Annotated in this window: 19 protein-coding genes; 8 read left to right on the top strand and 11 right to left on the bottom strand. The window is 64.9% G+C overall.

Translation table 11 applies throughout. The annotated features are described in order from the left end of the window. The first annotated feature begins 4 nt into the window (after positions 1–4). From G4Z14_RS05410 to G4Z14_RS05400, 3 genes are read left to right on the top strand one after another with little or no spacing between them, the layout of a single operon-like run. Positions 5–475, top strand: a complete 471-nt coding sequence (locus G4Z14_RS05410; protein ID WP_164623766.1) for a cupin domain-containing protein — start codon at positions 5–7, stop codon at positions 473–475. Next, a complete protein-coding gene (locus G4Z14_RS05405) occupies positions 475–945 on the top strand; it encodes a cupin domain-containing protein (RefSeq protein WP_164623765.1) in 471 nt (156 codons plus the stop codon). The genes G4Z14_RS05410 and G4Z14_RS05405 overlap by 1 nt, the downstream gene beginning before the upstream one ends. Continuing rightward, on the top strand, positions 942–3,125 hold the full coding sequence (locus tag G4Z14_RS05400; RefSeq protein ID WP_164623764.1) for a 3-hydroxyacyl-CoA dehydrogenase NAD-binding domain-containing protein: 2,184 nt from the start codon (positions 942–944) through the stop codon (positions 3,123–3,125). The genes G4Z14_RS05405 and G4Z14_RS05400 overlap by 4 nt, the downstream gene beginning before the upstream one ends. Before the next feature lie 7 nt (positions 3,126–3,132). Here G4Z14_RS05400 and G4Z14_RS05395 read toward each other — a convergent pair whose 3' ends face one another. Further along, the gene (locus G4Z14_RS05395) at positions 3,133–3,825 is read right to left on the bottom strand and encodes a DUF599 domain-containing protein (protein ID WP_164623763.1); all 693 of its coding nucleotides are present in this window, start codon (positions 3,823–3,825) and stop codon (positions 3,133–3,135) included. A 112-nt stretch (positions 3,826–3,937) separates the two neighbouring features. On the opposite strand from G4Z14_RS05395, the gene G4Z14_RS05390 reads away from it, so the two are divergent. From G4Z14_RS05390 to glcF, 3 genes are read left to right on the top strand one after another with little or no spacing between them, the layout of a single operon-like run. After that, positions 3,938–5,371 (top strand): FAD-linked oxidase C-terminal domain-containing protein, encoded by a 1,434-nt coding sequence (locus G4Z14_RS05390; protein ID WP_164623762.1) that lies wholly within the window; start codon positions 3,938–3,940, stop codon positions 5,369–5,371. A 43-nt stretch (positions 5,372–5,414) separates the two neighbouring features. Beyond that, positions 5,415–6,515 (top strand): FAD-binding protein, encoded by a 1,101-nt coding sequence (locus tag G4Z14_RS05385; RefSeq protein WP_164623761.1) that lies wholly within the window; start codon positions 5,415–5,417, stop codon positions 6,513–6,515. Next, positions 6,515–7,792 (top strand): glycolate oxidase subunit GlcF, encoded by a 1,278-nt coding sequence (gene glcF, locus G4Z14_RS05380; RefSeq protein ID WP_164623760.1) that lies wholly within the window; start codon positions 6,515–6,517, stop codon positions 7,790–7,792. The genes G4Z14_RS05385 and glcF overlap by 1 nt, the downstream gene beginning before the upstream one ends. 89 nt (positions 7,793–7,881) lie before the next feature. Here glcF and G4Z14_RS05375 read toward each other — a convergent pair whose 3' ends face one another. From G4Z14_RS05375 to G4Z14_RS05350, 6 genes are all read right to left on the bottom strand, one after another. Then, on the bottom strand, positions 7,882–8,241 hold the full coding sequence (locus G4Z14_RS05375; protein WP_164623759.1) for an RcnB family protein: 360 nt from the start codon (positions 8,239–8,241) through the stop codon (positions 7,882–7,884). A 285-nt stretch (positions 8,242–8,526) separates the two neighbouring features. After that, on the bottom strand, positions 8,527–8,685 hold the full coding sequence (ccoS, locus tag G4Z14_RS05370) for a cbb3-type cytochrome oxidase assembly protein CcoS (protein ID WP_164623758.1): 159 nt from the start codon (positions 8,683–8,685) through the stop codon (positions 8,527–8,529). 14 nt (positions 8,686–8,699) lie between these two features. Further along, complete coding sequence (locus tag G4Z14_RS05365; protein WP_164623757.1) at positions 8,700–10,916, bottom strand: heavy metal translocating P-type ATPase; 2,217 nt, start codon at positions 10,914–10,916, stop codon at positions 8,700–8,702. A 3-nt stretch (positions 10,917–10,919) separates the two neighbouring features. Further along, entirely contained in the window at positions 10,920–11,378 is a 459-nt protein-coding gene (locus tag G4Z14_RS05360) for a FixH family protein (protein ID WP_164623756.1), read from the bottom strand. Between the two features lies 1 nt (position 11,379). Beyond that, positions 11,380–12,819 (bottom strand): cytochrome c oxidase accessory protein CcoG, encoded by a 1,440-nt coding sequence (gene ccoG, locus G4Z14_RS05355; protein WP_164623755.1) that lies wholly within the window; start codon positions 12,817–12,819, stop codon positions 11,380–11,382. A gap of 309 nt (positions 12,820–13,128) precedes the next feature. Continuing rightward, positions 13,129–14,016, bottom strand: coding sequence for a LysR family transcriptional regulator (locus tag G4Z14_RS05350; RefSeq protein WP_164623754.1), 888 nt, complete (start codon positions 14,014–14,016; stop codon positions 13,129–13,131). Positions 14,017–14,113: 97 nt separating this feature from the next. On the opposite strand from G4Z14_RS05350, the gene G4Z14_RS05345 reads away from it, so the two are divergent. Continuing rightward, positions 14,114–14,263: a hypothetical protein gene (locus G4Z14_RS05345; RefSeq protein WP_164623753.1), complete on the top strand. Its 150-nt coding sequence runs from the start codon at positions 14,114–14,116 to the stop codon at positions 14,261–14,263. Between the two features lie 111 nt (positions 14,264–14,374). Here G4Z14_RS05345 and ccoP read toward each other — a convergent pair whose 3' ends face one another. Genes ccoP through ccoN form a run of 4 tightly spaced genes read right to left on the bottom strand, consistent with a single transcriptional unit; the run spans position 14,375 to position 17,819 of the window. Further along, on the bottom strand, positions 14,375–15,253 hold the full coding sequence (gene ccoP, locus G4Z14_RS05340; protein ID WP_164623752.1) for a cytochrome-c oxidase, cbb3-type subunit III: 879 nt from the start codon (positions 15,251–15,253) through the stop codon (positions 14,375–14,377). Between the two features lie 3 nt (positions 15,254–15,256). Then, positions 15,257–15,457, bottom strand: a complete 201-nt coding sequence (locus G4Z14_RS05335; protein WP_164623751.1) for a cbb3-type cytochrome c oxidase subunit 3 — start codon at positions 15,455–15,457, stop codon at positions 15,257–15,259. A gap of 10 nt (positions 15,458–15,467) precedes the next feature. After that, positions 15,468–16,196 carry a cytochrome-c oxidase, cbb3-type subunit II gene (ccoO, locus tag G4Z14_RS05330; RefSeq protein WP_164623750.1) on the bottom strand — a complete coding sequence of 243 codons (729 nt, stop codon included), beginning with the start codon at positions 16,194–16,196 and terminating at the stop codon, positions 15,468–15,470. Positions 16,197–16,211: 15 nt separating this feature from the next. After that, entirely contained in the window at positions 16,212–17,819 is a 1,608-nt protein-coding gene (ccoN, locus tag G4Z14_RS05325; RefSeq protein ID WP_164623749.1) for a cytochrome-c oxidase, cbb3-type subunit I, read from the bottom strand. 219 nt (positions 17,820–18,038) lie between these two features. On the opposite strand from ccoN, the gene G4Z14_RS05320 reads away from it, so the two are divergent. Further along, entirely contained in the window at positions 18,039–18,887 is an 849-nt protein-coding gene (locus G4Z14_RS05320) for a universal stress protein (protein ID WP_164623748.1), read from the top strand. Positions 18,888–18,922: the final 35 nt, after the last annotated feature.

Raw genomic sequence — 18,922 nt, 5'->3', positions numbered from 1 at the left:
AGCCATGCCGAAGATCAATCTTGCCACGGTGCCGGTCAAGACCGGCTCGATCTATCCTGCGCCCTATGCCGAGATGATGGTCGGGCGATCTTCCTTGCGCCTGGGCGACGCGGGCGGGTTGACGCAGTTTGGCGTCAATCTGGTCACGCTGGAGCCGGGTGCAGTGGCGAGCCTGCGGCACTGGCATCTGAAGGAGGACGAGTTTGCCATCGTGCTGGAAGGCGATCTGATCCTTGTGGAGGACGAGGGGGAAACGCCAATGCGGCCGGGCGATTGTGCCGCCTGGAAGGCCGGGGTCGCCAATGGCCACCGCTTCGTCAACCGCTCGGACCACCCGGCGCGGTTTCTGGTGGTCGGCTCGAAAGACCCTGAGGAGGTGGCAAGCTATTCCGACGTGGACATGAAGATCCACATGAACCGCGGCAAGCCGCGCTTCACCTACCGCGACGACACCGATTGGGCCGGGTCGCGCTGATGCCCAAGCTCGCCGAAACCCCGATGATGACCGCAGCCGGCTACACCCACCCCGTGCTGGGCGGTGGCTTGGGCGACTACCGCTATCGCATCCTGGGAGAGCCCGGCGGCTTGACGCAATTCGGCGTGCATCTGGAAGAGCTGCCGCCCGGCGCGCGGTCGTCCTTCCGGCACTGGCATGAAGCCGAGGATGAATTCGTCTATCTGCTTTCGGGCCAGCTGGTGCTGATCGAGGATCAGGAGACGCCCCTTGCACCGGGGGAATGCGCCGTCTGGCCAGCGGGCCAGCCGGTCGGACATTGCCTTGAAAACCGCGGCGATGCGCCTGCGCTTTACCTTGTCGTCGGCACGCGCCGGCAGACGGACACCATCCACTATCCCGATCATGACCTGATCACCCACAAAGACGGCCCGAACCGGCGCTATACCCATGCCGACGGCCGCCCCCGACCCAAGGAAGACGCCCGATGACCGATTTCACCTATGCCATGGACGCCGATGGTGTCGTCACTCTGACCTGGGACGTGAAGACCAAGTCGATGAACGTCATGTCGACCGAAGCGTTCCAGCTTCTGTCCGGCATGGTGGACCGTGCGCTGGCCGATCCCGCGGCGAAGGGCATCATCCTCACCTCCGGCAAGAAGGATTTTGCCGGCGGGATGGACCTGAACGTCATCGCCGCGATGCGGGCGGGCGGGGCGCAGGCGATCTTTGACGGGGTGATGGGCATGCACCACGTCCTGCGCAAGATCGAACTGGCGGGCATGGACCCCAAGACCAAGAAGGGCGGCAAGCCGATTGTCGCCGCCCTGCCCGGCACGGCGCTGGGCATCGGGCTGGAGCTGCCCTTGGCCTGCCATCGCATCATCGCCGCCGACAATGCCCGCGCCAAGATCGGCCTGCCGGAGATTCTCGTCGGCATCTTCCCCGGCGGCGGCGGCACCACTCGTCTGACCCGCAAGCTGGGCGCGATGATGGCCGCACCCTTCCTTCTGGAGGGCAAGCTGTCGGACCCGAAGGCGGCCAAGGCGGCCGGGCTGATCGATGAGGTGGTGGCGCCCGAAGACCTGCTCGCACGGGCGAAGGAGTGGGTGCTTGCGGCCAAGGACACCGATCTGGTGAAGCCTTGGGACGAAAAGGGCTACAAGATGCCAGGCGGTGCGCCCTATCATCCGGCAGGGTTCATGACCTTTGTCGGCGCCAATGCCATGGTCGGCGGCAAGACCATGGGGGTCTATCCGGCGGCAAAGGAACTCTTGGGCGCGGTCTACGAAGGCGCGCTGGTGCCGTTTGACACCGCCATCCGGATCGAGGCGCGGCATTTCACCTCGCTTCTGATGAACCCCTCCTCCACCGCGATGATCCGCTCGCTCTTCATCAACAAGGAGGCGCTGGAGAAGGGCGCGAACCGGCCCAGGGTGACCGACCAGACGGTGAAGAAGGTGGGCATCATCGGCGCCGGCATGATGGGGGCAGGCATTGCCTATGTCTCGGCCAATGCCGGCATTGACGTCGTGCTGATCGACGCCGCGCAAGAGGCGGCCGACCGGGGCAAGGCCTATTCCGAAGGGCTTCTCGACAAGGGGATGCAGCGGAAGAAGGTCACGGCCGAGAAGAAGGCCGAGGTTCTGGGGCGCATTCTGGCGACCACCGATTATGCCGCCTTGGCGGGTTGTGATCTGATTGTCGAGGCCGTGTTCGAGGACCCGAAAGTGAAGGCCGAGGTGACGGCCAGGGTTGAGGCTGTGGTGGGCGACGCCTGCATCTTTGCGACCAACACTTCCACCCTGCCGATCTCGTCGCTGGCCAAGGCCAGCCAGCGGCCCGAACAGTTCATCGGCATCCACTTCTTCTCGCCGGTCGACAAGATGATGCTGGTCGAGATCATCCGCGGCAAGGCGACCGGCGATGTTGCAGTGGCCAAGGCGCTGGATTACGTCCGCCAGATCCGCAAGACGCCGATCGTGGTGAACGACGCCCGGTTCTTCTATGCCAACCGCTGCATCATTCCCTATATCAACGAAGGCATCCGCATGCTGGCCGAAGGGGTGGAGCCGGCGCTGGTGGAGAATGCGGCCAAGCTCGTCGGCATGCCGCTCGGCCCGCTGCAACTGGTCGATGAAACCTCGATCGACCTTGGGGTGAAGATCGCCAAAGCCACGAAGGCCGCGATGGGCGACGCCTACCCGGACGGCGCGGTGGACGAGGTACTGTTCTGGATGGCCGATCAGGGCCGCATCGGCAAGAAGGCGGGCGCGGGCTTTTACGCCTATGACCCGGCGGGCAAGCGCGAAGGGCTGTGGGAGGGGCTTGAGGCCCGGTTCCCCGCGGCCAAGGACCAGCCCGATCTGGCCTCGGTGCAGCACCGCCTCTTGATGGCGCAGGTGCTGGAAGCGGTGCGGGCGCTGGAAGAGAGCGTTCTGACCGACATCCGCGAAGGCGATGTCGGCGCGATCCTCGGCTGGGGCTTTGCGCCGTGGTCCGGCGGGCCGTTCGGCTGGCTCGACATCATCGGCGCGGCCCGCGCGGTGGAGATTTGCGACAGCCTGACCGAAACCTTCGGCCCGCGTTTCACCGCGCCCAAGATGCTTCGCGACATGGCCGCCAAAGGGGACAGCTTCTACCCGCAACCCGGCGCCAAGGCGGCCTGAGCGCGGCTCACATCCGCCGCAACATTACCTGCCGCGAGGTCGAGGCAAAGTCGCGGCGGATCAGCGTCAGGGAAATCACCACGGCCCCCAGCGTCAGACCAAGGGGGCCGACCATCCAGCCCAGCGAGCCCAGCGCGAAATAGATCGACCGCAGCCCGCGATTGAAGCTTTTTGCCGCGGTGATATTGATATCCGCCGCCTGCGCCGCGCGATGCCGGGCCTCGGGGTGGGCGGGGTCATTTGGCACCGCCGCCATCAGAATGGCGCAATAGCCGAACAGCCGGTGCGCCCAGATGAATTTCAACAGCGCATTGGCCAGAAACGCGACCACCAGAGCCACCCGCAGCTGCAGCCCGGCCGTTTCGGTCGGCAAGGTCAGATCGCGGGCAATCGCCAGCAGCATCGCCGGATTGCCGATCATGGCAATCCCGCCGCCAATGGCAATCATCGCGGCGCTGACGAAGAACGCCACGCTTTGCCGCAGGTTGTCGATCATCGTGGCGTCGAAGATGCGCGGCTGGCGGGTGACGAACTCTGCCATCCAGTCGTGGCGATACCGCTCCATCAGCTTGGACACTGACACCCGGCCCTTCGGCGGGTTTTCCACCAGATAGCCAATGGCCAGCCACAGCGCCAAGGTCAGCGCCAGCGCCAAAAGGTCAGAAGGTCCGAACGGACCGAGGTGATAGGCGGTTTGCATGCCTTAGGGTAAGGCGCGCGTGGCCGGCTGGAAAGCCGCATCTCGCAAGGCTTGCGAAAAATCAAAATTGGTTATATTTTTTTACCATTATTGCGAAATTGCGGAGCCAGCCATGGACATGCCAGCCCCAAGCCAGGCGATTTTGGACCAGAAGCCCGCCATCGTGGCCGCGTTGCGACAGGTTCTGCCCGCTGACGCCGTGATCGACGCGCCGGAGGAAACCCGCGCCTATGAATGCGACGCGCTTTCGGCCTATGCCTGCCCGCCCCTTGCCGTCGTCCTGCCCCGCACTACCGAAGAGATCGCCGCCGCGCTGAAGACCTGCCACCAGATGGGCGTGCCGGTGGTGCCGCGCGGGTCGGGCACCTCGCTGGCCGGCGGGGCCTTGCCAACCGCCGATTGCGTGGTTCTGGGCATCGGCCGGATGAACCGCGTGCTGGAGGTCGACTACGACAACCGCTTCATCCGGGTCGAGGCCGGCCGCACCAATCTCGCCGTGACCGGCGCGGTCGAGGAGGACGGTTTCTTCTACGCCCCCGACCCTTCCAGCCAGCTTGCCTGCGCCATTGCCGGCAATATCGCGATGAACTCGGGCGGGGCGCATTGCCTGAAATACGGGGTGACGACAAACAACCTTCTAGGCGTGACGCTGGTGCAGATGGACGGCACTGTGGTCGAGATCGGCGGGCCGTGGATGGAGGCGGGAGGGCTTGACCTTCTGGGGGTGATCTGTGGCTCGGAAGGCCAACTTGGCGTCGTGACCGAGGCCACCCTGCGCATCCTGCCGAAACCCGAAGGCGCGCGGCCGGTTCTGGTGGCCTTCGGATCGAACGAGGTTGCCGGGGCCTGCGTGTCGGACATCATCAAGGCCGGCATCCTGCCCGTCGCCATCGAGTTCATGGACCGTCCCTGCATCCGCGCCTGCGAGGCTTTTGCCCATGCGGGCTATCCCGATTGCGAGGCCCTGCTCATCATCGAGGTCGAAGGGTCAGAGGCCGAAATTGCCGAGCAACTGGCGCGGATCAAGGCGATTGCGCTGTCGCACCAGCCTTTGGAATTCCGCGAGGCGGCGGACGAGGATCAGGCCAGACGCATCTGGCTGGGCCGGAAATCGGCCTTTGGCGCCATGGGGCAGATCAACGATTACATGTGCCTTGACGGCACGATCCCGGTTTCCTCGCTGCCGCATGTCCTGCGCCGGATCGGCGAGATGAGCGCGGAATTCGGGCTGGATGTCGGCAATGTCTTTCACGCCGGCGATGGCAACATGCACCCGCTGATCCTTTATGACGCCAACAAGCCCGGCGATCTTGCCCGCTGCGAGGCCTTCGGCGCCGAGATCCTGAAGCTGTGTGTCGAAGTGAGTGGCTGCCTGACCGGGGAGCACGGCGTCGGCATCGAAAAGCGCGATCTGATGGCGGTGCAGTTCGCCGCGCAGGATCTGGAGGCCCAGATGCGGGTCAAGGATGTGTTTGATCCGACATGGCTGCTCAATCCGGCCAAGGTGTTCCCCTTGGCCGCAAGCGCCGGGCGTCGCGCCGGCTGAGGCGGCGGAATTGGATATTTGTGCCAGTATGAAAGGCAACTGCATGCGCCCGACGACTGAAGTCGAGTTGAGTGAGATGATCCGCAGCACGGCGGCGACTGTGGTCGTGCGTGGTGGTGGCACGCGGGCGCTCGGGAGGGCCGAAGGCCCGGTTCTGGAAACCGGCGGACTGGCGGGCGTCAGGCTTTATGAGCCCGGCGCGCTGACACTGGTGGCGCGTGCGGGCACCCCCTTGGCCGAGATCGAGGCGCTTCTGGCTGGGGAGCGGCAAAGGCTGGCTTTCGAGGTGCCCGACCTGCGCGGGCTTCTGGGCCGCGACGGGGCGTCAACCATTGGCGGGGTGGTGGCGGCGAATGCCTCGGGTCCGCGGCGGGTGCAGGCGGGTGCCTGCCGCGACAGCCTGCTGGGTGTGCGGTTTGTCGACGGTGCCGGAATGGTCGTCAAGAACGGCGGGCGGGTGATGAAGAACGTCACCGGCTATGACCTGGTGAAGCTGATGGCGGGCAGCCGGGGCACTCTGGGGGTGCTGACCGAGGTGTCGCTGCGGGTGCAGGCGCGGCCCGAAGCCGAGGTGACGCTGGTGGCCGACTGCGGAGAAAAGGCCGGAGGGATCGAGGCCGGGCTTGCTGCCCTGCGGTCTGCGCTCGGCTCGCCCTTCGAAGTTTCGGGCGCAGCCTGTGCCGGGGGACGTGCGCTGCTTCGGGTCGAGGGGATGGCTGGCTCGGTCGCCTATCGCGCCGCCGCGCTGCGCAAGCGGCTCGGCGGGGCATGGGGCGAAGCCGCGGATGGGCCGGCGCTTTGGGCGGCGGTGCGGGACGTCTCGGCCTTTGCCGGGCGGGCCGGGTCGGTCTGGCGGCTGGTGGTGACGCCCTCCGAGGCGGGCCGGATCGTGACCACCTTGAGCGGCGAGGCGGTGATCGACTGGGGCGGCGGGCTCATCTGGCTTCTGACCGAGGCCGGACAGGGGGCGGCGGTGCGCGCCGCGGTCGGGCGGCATGGTCACGCGACTTTGGCGCGGGCGTCCGAGGGCGACGCCGGGACTGCCCTGCATCCGCCCGAGTTGCCTGCCGTGGCGCGGTTGAGTTCCGGCCTGCGCGCTGCCTTCGACCCGCGGGTGATTTTCGCGCAAGGGGGGAAGATCTGATGCAAACCCATTTCACCCCCGAGCAGTTGCAGGACCCCGGTCTGGCCCGTGCCAACCAGATCCTGCGGGCCTGCGTGCATTGCGGCTTCTGCACCGCCACCTGCCCGACCTATCAGGTGCTGGGCGACGAACTCGACAGCCCGCGCGGGCGGATCTACCTTATCAAGGAGATGCTGGAATCCGGCCGCCCCGCCGATGCCCGTACAGTCCGCCACATCGACCGCTGCCTGTCCTGTCTGGCCTGCATGACGACCTGCCCGTCCGGGGTGCATTACATGCATCTGATCGATCAGGCGCGCGCCTATGTCGAAGCGACCTACAGACGCCCGTGGCACGACCGCCTGCTGCGCTGGATTCTGGCGAAGATCATCCCGCATCCGACGCGGTTTCGTCTGGCGCTGCTGGCGGCGAAACTGGCCCGGCCCTTTGCGCCGCTCATCCCCGATGTCCGGCTGCGCGCCATGCTGGCGATGGCTCCCGATACCCTTCCCCCAGTCAGCCGCAATGACGACCCCCAGACCTTTCCGGCCAGAGGGGAAACCCGGATGCGGGTGGCGCTGATGACGGGTTGTGCGCAGAAGGCACTGAACACGGACATCAACGATGCCACCATCCGGCTGTTGCGCCGCCTGGGCTGCGAGGTGGTCATCCCGCAGGGCATGGGGTGCTGCGGCGCCTTGACGCATCACATGGGGCGGACGGACGAGGCGCAGGCCTCGGCGCAGGCCAATGTGGCGGCCTTCATGGCCGAAGTGCAGGGCAAGGGGCTGGATGCGATCGTCATCAACACCTCGGGTTGCGGCACCACGGTAAAGGATTATGGCCATATGCTAGGGGGCGAAGATGCCGCCAGGGTGGCGGGGCTGGCCCTGGATGTCAGCGAGCTTTTGACAAGGATCGGCCTGCCCGAAGGCACCCCGAAGGGGCTGCGGGTGGCCTATCACGCGGCCTGTTCGCTCCAGCACGGCCAACAGGTGAAATCGGCGCCGAAGGATCTGCTGAAGCGGGTCGGCTTCACGGTGGTCGAGCCCGCCGACAGCCATTTGTGCTGCGGATCGGCCGGCACCTACAACCTGTTGCAGCCCGAAATCAGCACTGCGTTGAAGGTGCGCAAGGTGCAGACACTGGAGGCAAAGGCGCCGGATGTGATTGCGGCAGGCAATATCGGCTGCATGATGCAGATCGGCTCGGGCACCGGGGTGCCGGTACTGCATACGGTGGAACTGCTGGACTGGGCCTTGGGCGGGCCAAGGCCGCGGGCGCTTGGCGAGACCTGAGGCCAGATGGCCCAGCCGCTCTGACCGCAGCCGGCACCGCCGATCTGCAAGGCGACACACCGGTCGCCCCACAGGTTCAGCGCGCAATGTCACTCGGTCAGTGCATTGAAGACCCTGATCCATTGCAGGATGCGGTAGCTTTCGTTGTCGATGACCACGATGTTGCCGTCGACCACGGCATAGCGGCTGCCAGGAGGCGGTGGTGGCAGCTGATAGAGCGGGTAGTCGTCAAGATAGATGATGGAATCGCGGTCGATGACCTCTCCCATGTGATCCCGGATGTTCCACTCGTCCTGCGTGACCCCTTTCTTCGCCTGACCCGGAGGAATGCAGGGAGGGTTCTTCTTGGCCAGTCCGGGCGGACAGCCTTGTGGATTTGCCGTGGCGGCGATCGGCAGGGCGACGAGCGCCAATGCCGCCAAGGCGGCGAGAATGGCCGATGCTTTCATGATCCTGGTCCTTTCTTCAATGTCACGATGCCAACCTGGTGCACAGATTCAGGCGATCAAGGGAGTCCGAGCGGCAAGGCAGACCCGAACCCGGCAGGCGCCAGATCAGGGGCGAGGCTGGCCTGAATGGTCACGCCGGCTTCCCGTTCGCTCACGCCGGGCTTCCTTTGGCCCGGACAACCGGTTGAAGGTAGGCCTGGCCGCATTGATAGGCGATGTCAGAGGCAGCGCGGGGCATAAACCTTGCTCATAGGCCGGGGCCGGCAGCGGCAGTCCGTGCCGCCGCTACGGCTTCGGCCGGTCGTCCCAGTCCTTGGTCAGGATGCGGCTCGCGTCCCCCGCCGGGTCATCGAACTGCCTGGTCTTCAGCGCCCAGACAAAGGCGGCCAGACCGATACCGCCCAGAAGCAGCGAGACGGGGATGAGGTAGGTCAGGATTTCCATTCAGCCCTCGCGGTCTACTTCAGGCGCAACGAATTCAGCGACACGGTAATCGATGACAGGCTCATCGCCAAGGCAGCGGCGAGCGGGGTGGCCGCGCCGACCAGTGCCAGCGGCACGGCAATCACGTTATAGGCCGCCGACAGGCCAAAGTTCTCGATGATCCGGCGGCGGGTCTGGCGGCTGATCCGGGCGGCGTCGCCGATGGCGGCCATATCCTGCCCCAGCAGCACGATGTCCGAGGCGGCGCGCGCCGCGTCAAGCGCGGAGGCAGGGCTGATCGAAACATGGGCAGCGGCCAGAGCGGCGGTGTCGTTCAGCCCGTCGCCGACCATCAGCACGCGGCGGCCTTGCAGCGTAAGATCGCGGACAAGGGCAGATTTCTCGGCTGGCAGGGCGCCCGAGGTCCAGTCGGCAAAGCCAAGGCGGCGGGCCAGCGCGGCGACGGCGGCCTCGGTATCGCCCGAGATCAGCCGGAGGCTCTTGCCTTGGGCAGTCAGCGCGGAAATCGCCGCTTCGGCACCGGGGCGCAAACGGTCGGTGAAGGTGAAGGCGCGCGGCCTGCCCTCGCCGGTGCAGAGATAGGTTGCGGTCATTGCCGCCTCGTCGGCCTGGCACCACGAGGCGCGGCCAAGGCGGACCTTCTGGCCGCGCCACAGGCCCTCGATGCCGTAACCGGGCACCTCGCGCAGGTCCTCGACGCGGGCGGGATGAATGCCGCCGGCGCGGGCGGCATCGGCCAAAGCAGTGGCCAAGGGGTGCGACGAGGCCATCGCCAGCGCTGCCGCCACCTCCACTGCCGCGCGGGGATGCTCGGCAAGGTTGGTCACTTCCGGCGTGCCCATGGTCAGGGTGCCGGTCTTGTCGAACACCACCGTATCCACCTCGGCCAGACGCTCCAGCGCCGTGCCGTGCTTGATGAGAAGGCCCTTGCGGAACAGGCGGCCAGAGGCCGAGGTGACGACGGCGGGCACCGCAAGGCCCAGGGCGCAGGGGCAGGTGATAATCAGCGTCGCCGCCGAGATATTGACGGCAAAGCGCAAATCGCCGCCGGTTTTCCACATCCAGAAGCCGAAGGCGCTGAAGGACAGCAGATGGACGAGCGGCGAATACCAGTTGGCGGCGCGTTCGGCCAAGGTCGTGTAACGCGTCTTGGCACTTTCGGCGACGGCCACCAGATCGGCCATGCGGTGCAGGGACGAGTCCTTGCCCGCCGCCGTCACCCGCAAGGTCAGAGGTCCGGTCAGGTTGACTTCGCCAGCCGATACAACAGTTTCCGGTCCGGCAAAGACCGGCAGGCTTTCCCCAGTCAGAAGCGAACGGTCCACCTCGGAGGTACCGTCGACCACCACACCATCGACCGGCATCCGCCCACCGGGGCGCACGCGCACAAGATCGCCGACGGCGATTTCGGAAATCGGGCGGGTGATTTCTGCGCCCTCCACCAGCACCACGGCGCGCGGCACTTCCAGCGCAGCAAGCTCCTCGGCGGCCGAACGGGCGACGGCGCGGGTGCGGTGGTCAAGATAGCGGCCGAGCAGCAGGAAGAAGCACAGCATCACGGCGGCATCAAAATAGGCGTGATGGCCGGATTTCCACGTTTCGAAGATCGAGATGCAGCTGGCCAGCACCAGGGCGAGCGAGATCGGGAAATCCATGCCCAGACGCCCCGCTTTCACCCCGGCCCAGGCCGATCTGAAGAAAGGCTGACCGGAAAACAGCACAGTCGGAATGGCAATGGCGCCGGAAATCCAGTGGAAAAGATCGCGGGTGATGCCTTCGGCGCCCGACCAGACGGCAACGGACAGCAACATGACATTCATCATCGAAAAGAACGCCACGCCCAGCCGCATCAGAAGATCGCGGCCCTGCCTGTCGGTTTCTGTCGCACTCAAAAGCCCGGCGTCCAACTCATGCGCCTCATAGCCGACGCCGGCCAGAACCTTGATGAGTTGATCGGCTGTCACTGCGGCCTCGGCATCGACCGAGACGCGTTTCAGCGTCAGGTTGACGCGGGACGATTGCACCCCCGCCACCGCCGCCAAGGCGGTCTCCACCGTCGAGATGCAGGCGGCGCAATGGGCGGCGGGCAATGAGAGCATCAGCCGCGCATGGTCGGGCCGCGACAGTTGCGCGATGCGTTCGGCGGACGGGGCAGCGACGCAGGCCGGGCAGGCCGACAGCGAGGCATGCTCAACCTCGGACAAGCCGTTGGGATCAAGCGCGGCCGTCATCGCTTACCCCTTTACCGCAAGGTCGATGCGCTGGTGGAACAGCGTGCCATCTTCGGACCGGGCCTCGACCTGCATCATCCATTTGCCCACACCAAGCTCGGCCTTGCCGACATAGACGCCGGCCTCGCGCACGAAGGTCGGGCGGATGTCATCGGCCGAAGACGTCGTGCGCCCGATCAGCACGCTCAGATCCTTGACCGCGACCGGCAGGCCCGCCTTGTCGGCAAAGACCAGCCGCATTTCCCGGGTTGTCGCATCATATTCCGGGGTCAGCGTCCAGCCGAGCGCCTCTTGTGCGGTGCGCTCGGCGTCGAAGGTCTGGCTGGCCACATATGAGTTCTTCACCTCCAACCCAGGGAATGTGCTGACCGCCTTCCATGCCATCAGCACATTCACCCCGATGATGACGGCAAAGGCCGAAACGGTGAATACAAGCACATGTCTGCCGGTGATTTCGCGCATGTCACTCCACCTTTCCGTTGAAGACCGTGTCGTGATGCACCCGATCGGTGCCCGGCACAGTGTCGGACCCGAGATCTTCGATCCACAGCCGGAATTCGGTCCGGTCCGCCGCTGCCGCCGCCGCCTCTGCGGGCGCGGTGACGTAAAGCCGCTGGGTGCGGGTTTCGTTGGCCGGAACCTTGACCTTCAGGCTGTCCTCGCCTTCCAGCGTCAGGACGAAGATGTCGCCACCTTCGGTCGTTGCCGAGAAGGCGAACCAATGGTCCTCGCCGTGCTTGTTGCGCAGGCGCATCTCATAGGTGTTGCGGATCGAGCCGTCCTTCAGCACCACGAACTGCGGGTTGCGCACCGGGGTGACGTTCACATCAATCTCGGTGCGCAGGAACAGGGCCACCACGAGGGCAATACCGACCAGCGACCACAGCGAGGTGTAAATGATGGTCCGCACCCGGAACACATGGCTCCAGACCGACTTCGGCGGTTTGCCGTCGCGCTCGCGGGTTTCGTCGGTCAGTGCCAGATAGCCGATCAAGCCGCGGGGTTTGCCGATCTTGTCCATCATGTCGTTGCAGGCGTCGATGCACAGCCCGCAGGTAATGCAGGCCAGTTGCTGACCGTTGCGGATGTCGATCCCCATCGGGCAGACGTTGACACAGGCCATGCAGTCGATGCAGTCGCCATTGCCCGCCACGTTCTGCTTGCCGCGCGGCTCGCCGCGCCATTCGCGATAGCCGATGGTCAACGTGTCCTCGTCCATCATCGCGGCCTGAATCCGCGGCCAGGGGCAGGCATAGATGCACATCTGCTCGCGCGCGAAACCACCGAAAGCAAAGGTGGTCGCGGCCAGAATGAACATGGTGGTATAGGCGATCGGATGCGCCGTGCCGTCCAGCAGGTTCCAGAACAGCGCCGGCGCGTCGGTGAAATAGAAGATCCACGCGCCCCCGGTGGCGATGGCAATGGCGAACCAGATCGCCCATTTGACCAGTCGCTTGCGGATCTTCTCGCCATTCCATTGCTGACGGTGCAGGCGGATGCGGGCGTTGCGGTCGCCCTCGACCCAGCGTTCGACCAGTATGAACAAGTCGGTCCAGACGGTCTGCGGACAGGCATAGCCGCACCAGACCCGGCCCGCAGCACTGGTGAACAGGAACAGGCCAAGGCCGGCCATGATGAGAAGGCCCGCGACGAAGTAGAACTCATGCGGCCAGATCTCGATCATGAAGAAGAAGAACCGGCGGTTCGCCATGTCGATCAGCACCGCCTGATCGGGCAGGTTCGGCCCGCGGTCCCAGCGGATCCAGGGCGTGATGTAGTAGATGCCCAGAAGCACCGCCATCAGCCACCATTTCAAGGTGCGGAACTGCCCCTTCACCCGTCGCGGAAAGATCGGCTCGCGGGCGGCGTAAAGGCTGGGTTCGTTGGTGCTTGGGGTGGACACGGAACTCTCCGGAAATCTGCCTGACTGTTGCGTCGGGTATCGGCCGCACGCCGCGCCGTCGCATTGACCTGTATCAAATATTCATCCTTCAGTCAGCTTTACCCTGTGGCAGATTGCCCCGCCCCGCCCGCAACAAAGAAAAAAGCCGGGTGGGAGAGCCCGGCTTTTGGTCTTGCAGAAGAGAGGGAGGGCACCGGCGCTTCCAGGAAACGCGCGAACAGGATGAAGCGCCGGTGCAATGCCACATCCCCTGAAGGAGGGCATGAGAGGCAGATTCGCGCAGATTTGCCTGCGCCGCCTTGACCTGTGTCAAATTGCGCCCGCATCGCCTGCTTCAGCTTGTCGCAGCACCCAGGCCGCAAAGGCCTTTTGTGCCGGCCGCAGCGGGCCGGGACGGTAGACCATGAAATACCCTTCGCGCTCGACATCCTCGACCAGGAGCCGCAGCCGCCCTGCCGCGATGTCGCGCTCGACAAAGGCGCGGGCGATCACCGCCACGCCCTGCCCGTCGCGCGCGGCATCCATCATCAGGTTGCCGGGCATCGACAGGATCGCGGCCCCTTCCCGCCGGGCGATACCCTGCGCCTCCATGAAGGCCGTTACCTCGGAAGTGCCAAGTTCCTGCAGCCATGGCAGCCCCGCCAGGTGGTCAAGGTCCGCAGGCCCGTCCTCGGGCACCAGCGACGGGGCCGCGACCACGACGATCGACGAGCGCAGGATCAGCCGCGCCTCCAGTCCCGGCCAGCGGCCATTGCCGTAGCGCAGGCCGATGTCGGCCTCGCGCCCGATCTCGCGGCTCTCCGAGACCGGGTCGATGGCCAGGTCGATGCCGGGATGATGGGCGCGGAAATCCGAAAGGCGCGGCATCAGCCAGCCGGCGGCAAAGGTCGGGGTGGTGGTGATGCGCAGGGGCGCGCGGTTGTCCGCACCGGTCAGGCTGGCGATGGTCGCGGCCATCTGGCCAAAGCCCGCCGCCAAGGCCTCGGCCAGTTGCCGGCCCTCTGGCGAAAGCGCCAGCTTGCGGCCACCGCGTTCGACGAGGGACAGGCCAAGATGCGTCTCAAGCGCGCGGATCTGCTGGCTGATCGCGGCATGGGTGACGCCGATCTGTGCGCCGGCCTGTTCCAGTGACGGCGCCTCGGCAAAGGCGGCAAAGGCGCGCAGCTGCGACAGCGGAGGAAAGTTACGCCAGTCCATGTGAAAGCCTGCCTTACATCACGCAAGAATTGCTGAGTCGCAGGCTTGCAGATTCTACCGTACTTTCAAGACATGAAATCAGAAAGGAGAGCCTGACATGTTAAGCCTGTTTGCAGATTGCCTGCTGGTGGCAAGTCGCCTGCCCAGCCCGGACGCCCGTCGTCGCGCCACGCTGGAGCGCAAGCGTGAAGATGAGGAATGGCTGATGCAGCGGCGCGCGGGACGGTTTGATGCGACAATGCGCTAAGCCCGGCAGAGCGCGCCCCGGCAGCGCCGCCGTCAATGCCGAAGGTGATTGTTCCAAAGATTAAGGCCCCCGGATCGCTCCGGGGGCCTTGGTCATTTCGGGTTGCGGTGGTTATTCGCCGCCACCAAGGCTGTGGACATAGCTCGCCACTGCCCGCACCTCGTCTTCCGAAAGACGGCCGGCCCAGGCAGGCATCACGCCATAACGCGCACCATGCACCGTAGCGGTGATCGTCTCGCGGTCGCCGCCATAAAGCCAGATCGCGTCATTGAGCGCCGGAGCCCCCTGCGCACGGTCGCCCGCGCCGGTTTCGGTATGGCAGGCGGCACAGTTGTCGACGAACACGGTCTGACCGGCCGTGGCCAGAGCGGCATCATGCTCTTGCCCCGACAGTTGCAGCACATATTCCACGACCTGCCCGATCTGGGTTTCGTCCAGGAGCTGGTCCACGCCGAACTTCGGCATTTCCGAATAGCGGGCGTCGGCGTCGGTCGTGTTGCGGATGCCATGGTTGATCGTGGTGTAGATCGCCTCCATGTCGCCGCCCCAGAGCCAGTCGTTGTCGGTCAGGTTGGGGTAGCCCTTGCCCTGAACACCGCCAGCACCCGACCCGTGGCACTGGGCGCACCAGGTCTTGAACACGGCAGCCCCGGCAGCGGTGGCGTACTGGTTCAGCTCGTCATTGCCGGCGATGCCCGTCAGCGGCGCTGCCACCAGCTTGGCCTTGATCTCGGCATTGGCATCGTCAAAGCGCTTGATCTCGGCTTCCACGTCGGCCCGGGTGCTTTGCCCCAGATAGCCCCGCGTTGCCTGGGTCAGCATCGGCCATGCCGGATAGGCGACCGAATACCAGATGCCCCAGATGATCGTGGCGTAGAACACCCAGACCCACCAGCGCGGCATCGGGTTGTCGAGTTCCTCGATCCCGTCCCACTCATGCCCCGTGGTCGGAACCTGCCGGGCCTCTTTCTTCACTTGCTTGGCGCACATGTCTTACGCCTCCTTCACAGGCCGGAGGTCCTTGTCGGACCCGGCGGGTTGCTGTTCGTTGCGGAAGATCGCGTTGGCTGCGTCGCGGTGGATCGCGTTCGAACCCGGACGCAGCGCCCAGAGGATCACCCCCAGGAACACCAGCGTCAGAGCCAGAAGCGCCCAGCTGTCCGCCAATTCGCGCAGGAAGCTATAGGTATCCATAACTCCCCCCTTACCGCGTCGGATCAGGCGTGAAGGTCGAGAAGTCCACCATCGTGCCCAGCACTTGCAGATAGGCGATGATGGCGTCCATTTCCGTCAGGTCCGGCTGGCCGTCGAAGTTCGATACCACGACCTTGTCGCCATAGCGCGCGGTCAGACCGGCGGTATCGGCGTTCGGGTCGGCCTGAGCCGCAAAGTCGGCCTGGGCCTCGGCGATCATCTCTTCGGTGTAAGGCACGCCCACGATGGCATTCACGCTCATCGAGTCGGCGATGTACTGGCCGTCGATGACGTTGCTCATCATGAACGAGTACTTCGGCATCACCGATTCCGGCACGACCGACTGCGGGTCGATCATGTGGTCAACATGCCAGCTGTCCGAGTAACGGCCACCCACGCGCGCCAGGTCGGGCCCGGTGCGCTTCGATCCCCACTGGAACGGATGGTCATACATCGATTCCGCCGCGAGGCTGTAATGGCCGTAACGCTCGACTTCGTCGCGCATCGGGCGGATCATCTGGCTGTGGCAGCCATAGCAGCCCTCGCGGACATAGATCTCGCGGCCGGCCAGTTCGAGGGGCGTGTAGGGGCGAACCCCTTCCACCTTTTCAATGGTGTTCTCAAGGTAGAACAGCGGCACGATCTGCACCAGACCGCCAATCGTCACCACGAGGAACGACAGCACCAGCAAGAGCGTGGCGTGCGTTTCGATTGCCTTGTGTTTGTCAAGAAGAGCCATGTTTCATTCCTCCCCTTATTCCGCCGCAACAAGGTTGTTGGCGTTCACCGGGGCCTTTGCGGGCTGGGCGCGGACGGTCATCCACAGGTTATAGGCCATGATCAGCGCGCCGCTGAGGAACATCAGGCCGCCCAATCCGCGCACGATGTTCATCGGTTTTTTCGCGGCCACCGTGTCGGCGAAGGCGTTCACGAGGAAGCCGTTGGCGTCGACTTCACGCCACATCAGGCCCTCCATGATGCCCGAGACCCACATCGACGAGGCGTAAAGCACGATACCGATGGTGGCGAGCCAGAAGTGCCACGACACGAGCTTCAGCGAGTAGAGCCCGCTGCGGTTCCACAGCCGCGGCGTCAGGAAGTAGAGCGCGCCGAAGGTGATCATGCCGTTCCAGCCCAGAGCGCCGGAGTGGACGTGACCGATGGTCCAGTCGGTGTAGTGCGACAGGCTGTTCACAGCCTTGATCGACATCATCGGGCCTTCGAAGGTCGACATGCCGTAAAAGCCGATCGACACCACCATCATGCGGATGATCGGATCGGTGCGCAGCTTGTCCCAGGCGCCCGAAAGCGTCATCAGGCCGTTGATCATGCCCCCCCACGAGGGCATCCAGAGGATCACCGAGAACACCATGCCAAGGGTCGAGGCCCAGTCCGGCAGGGCGGTGTAGTGCAGGTGGTGCGGACCGGCCCAGATATAAAGGAAGATCAGCGCCCAGAAGTGTATGATGGAAAGCTTGTAGCTGAAGACCGGCTTTTCAGCCTGCTTCGGCACGAAATAGTACATCATGCCCAGAAAGCCGGCGGTCAGGAAGAAGCCCACGGCATTGTGGCCATACCACCACTGCGTCATGGCATCCTGCACCCCGCCCATGACCTGCACCGATTTTGACCCGAAGATCGACACCGGGATCGCCAGGTTGTTGACGATGTGCAGCATGGCGATGGTGACGATCATCGACAGGATGAACCAGTTCGCCACATAGATATGGGGTTCCTTGCGCTTCCAGAGCGTGCCGATGAACACCAGCAGGAAAGCCACCCAGACCACGGCGATCCACAGGTCGATGTACCAGACAGTCTCGGCATATTCCTTGCCCTGCGTGCCGCCCAGAACATACGAGGTCGCCGCCAGCACGATCATCAGCTGCCAGCCCCAGAATACGAACCAGCCGAGGTTGCCGCCGAAGAGCCGCGCCGCGGTGGTGCGCTGGACGATGTAGAACGACGACATGATCAGCGCGTTGCCGCCAAAAGCGAAGATCACCGCGCTGGTGTGCAGCGGGCGCAGGCGGCCAAAATTCAGAATGCCTTCCGTCACATGACCCAGGTTCAGGGCCGGAAAGGCCAGCTGGAAGGCGATGACGACACCGACGAGGAAGCCGACGACACCCCAGAAGGCTGTCGCGATGACCCCGGCGCGCACGACACCGTCCAGATATTCACTTTGCGGATGATGCGCCGGTTCGCCCACATGGCGCAGTTGCCACACGAATGTGGCGGCTGCAGCCAGCATGACGACCAGGGCATTCACCATATAAGGCAGATCGTGCGCATAGTTGGCGGCGATTGCGGCGAGAACCGCTATCAACGCCAGCACGATCAGTTTAACGTAATCCCACATGTTGCGTCCCTTCGTCTTTGTCCCGATCCCTTGTCCGAAATGCGACTCGGACTCCGGTCAGGAGCTTTTTCGACTGCCCCGCTTTTCGCAGGTGCGGAAAGTCTGGGCTTTGATCCATGTCAACACCGTGAACCCTGACCGTTGATCAAGGTCAAGGCGACAGATTGCCGGCTGTGACAGCCTGTCACCCATCCTGTTCGCCCCCAAGGAGGAATTCCGATGGCCTACAAGTCAATACTCACCGTCCTGACCCGGGCTGCCGATGCAAATCTGGCGATCGGCGCGGCGGCCCGTCTGGCCTTGGCGCAGGACGCCCACCTTGACGTTCTGGTTCTTGGCGTCGACCGCACCCAGGTCGGGTATTCCTACATCGGCTCCGGCGCCATCATGATGCAGGTCTCGCTTGACCGGGCCGAAGCCGAAGCGCGCGAGGCCGAAGCCGCCGCGAAGGCGGCTCTGGCCGCGCAATCCCCCGACCTGCGCTCTTCGGTCGAAGCGGCAGTGACGCAGCTTGGGGCGCTTGGCGACATCGTCTCCCAGCGCGCCCGCTTTGCCGATCTGGTCGTGCTGCCCCGCCCCTATGGCGAAGGCAAGGGCGCCGAAGCCGAGGCCGTGATCGAATCCGCGATGTTCGAAGGCAAGGCGCCGGTTCTGGTGCTGCCCGAAAAGGGCCTCGGTGACGTGTTCGCGCCCAAGCGCGTGATCGTCGCCTGGAACCAGAGTGCCGAGGCGATGACCGCAACCCGGCTGGCGCTGCCGCTGCTCAAGGCTGCCCAGATCGTCGACATCACCGTGGTCGATCCGCCGCCGCATGGGCCGGAACGCTCTGACCCCGGCGGCCTGTTGTGCCAGATGCTGGTGCGTCACGGCGTGCATGCCGAAGTGTCGGTGCTGGCCCGTTCGCTGCCGCGCGTCTCGGACGTGCTGGCGCGTCACATCTGGGACCAGAACGCCGATCTTCTGGTGATGGGCGCCTACGGCCATTCCCGCTTCCGCGAGGCCATCCTTGGCGGGGCGACCCGCAACATGCTGGAAAAAGCCGAGATTCCGGTTTTCATGGCGCATTGAGCGGCCGCTCATCGTCGTCCTTCGGACGCTCTTCG

This window comes from Tabrizicola oligotrophica (assembly GCF_011008935.1).
GTDB classification, from domain to species: domain Bacteria; phylum Pseudomonadota; class Alphaproteobacteria; order Rhodobacterales; family Rhodobacteraceae; genus Tabrizicola_A; species Tabrizicola_A oligotrophica.
The sequence above is the reverse complement of the archived record's forward strand: the minus strand, read 5'-3'. Positions and strand labels throughout refer to the sequence as shown.

Coding starts and splice junctions, on each gene's coding strand:
- G4Z14_RS05345 (WP_164623753.1), top strand. CDS start 14,114: ATGTTAAGCCTGTTTGCAGATTGCCTGCTGGTGGCAAGTCGCCTGCCC.
- G4Z14_RS05385 (WP_164623761.1), top strand. CDS start 5,415: ATGCGCCCGACGACTGAAGTCGAGTTGAGTGAGATGATCCGCAGCACG.
- ccoP (WP_164623752.1), bottom strand. CDS start 15,253: ATGTGCGCCAAGCAAGTGAAGAAAGAGGCCCGGCAGGTTCCGACCACG.
- ccoO (WP_164623750.1), bottom strand. CDS start 16,196: ATGGCTCTTCTTGACAAACACAAGGCAATCGAAACGCACGCCACGCTC.
- G4Z14_RS05395 (WP_164623763.1), bottom strand. CDS start 3,825: ATGCAAACCGCCTATCACCTCGGTCCGTTCGGACCTTCTGACCTTTTG.
- G4Z14_RS05320 (WP_164623748.1), top strand. CDS start 18,039: ATGGCCTACAAGTCAATACTCACCGTCCTGACCCGGGCTGCCGATGCA.
- G4Z14_RS05390 (WP_164623762.1), top strand. CDS start 3,938: ATGGACATGCCAGCCCCAAGCCAGGCGATTTTGGACCAGAAGCCCGCC.
- G4Z14_RS05405 (WP_164623765.1), top strand. CDS start 475: ATGCCCAAGCTCGCCGAAACCCCGATGATGACCGCAGCCGGCTACACC.
- glcF (WP_164623760.1), top strand. CDS start 6,515: ATGCAAACCCATTTCACCCCCGAGCAGTTGCAGGACCCCGGTCTGGCC.
- G4Z14_RS05375 (WP_164623759.1), bottom strand. CDS start 8,241: ATGAAAGCATCGGCCATTCTCGCCGCCTTGGCGGCATTGGCGCTCGTC.
- G4Z14_RS05360 (WP_164623756.1), bottom strand. CDS start 11,378: ATGCGCGAAATCACCGGCAGACATGTGCTTGTATTCACCGTTTCGGCC.
- G4Z14_RS05400 (WP_164623764.1), top strand. CDS start 942: ATGACCGATTTCACCTATGCCATGGACGCCGATGGTGTCGTCACTCTG.
- G4Z14_RS05335 (WP_164623751.1), bottom strand. CDS start 15,457: ATGGATACCTATAGCTTCCTGCGCGAATTGGCGGACAGCTGGGCGCTT.
- ccoN (WP_164623749.1), bottom strand. CDS start 17,819: ATGTGGGATTACGTTAAACTGATCGTGCTGGCGTTGATAGCGGTTCTC.
- G4Z14_RS05410 (WP_164623766.1), top strand. CDS start 5: ATGCCGAAGATCAATCTTGCCACGGTGCCGGTCAAGACCGGCTCGATC.
- ccoS (WP_164623758.1), bottom strand. CDS start 8,685: ATGGAAATCCTGACCTACCTCATCCCCGTCTCGCTGCTTCTGGGCGGT.
- G4Z14_RS05350 (WP_164623754.1), bottom strand. CDS start 14,016: ATGGACTGGCGTAACTTTCCTCCGCTGTCGCAGCTGCGCGCCTTTGCC.
- G4Z14_RS05365 (WP_164623757.1), bottom strand. CDS start 10,916: ATGACGGCCGCGCTTGATCCCAACGGCTTGTCCGAGGTTGAGCATGCC.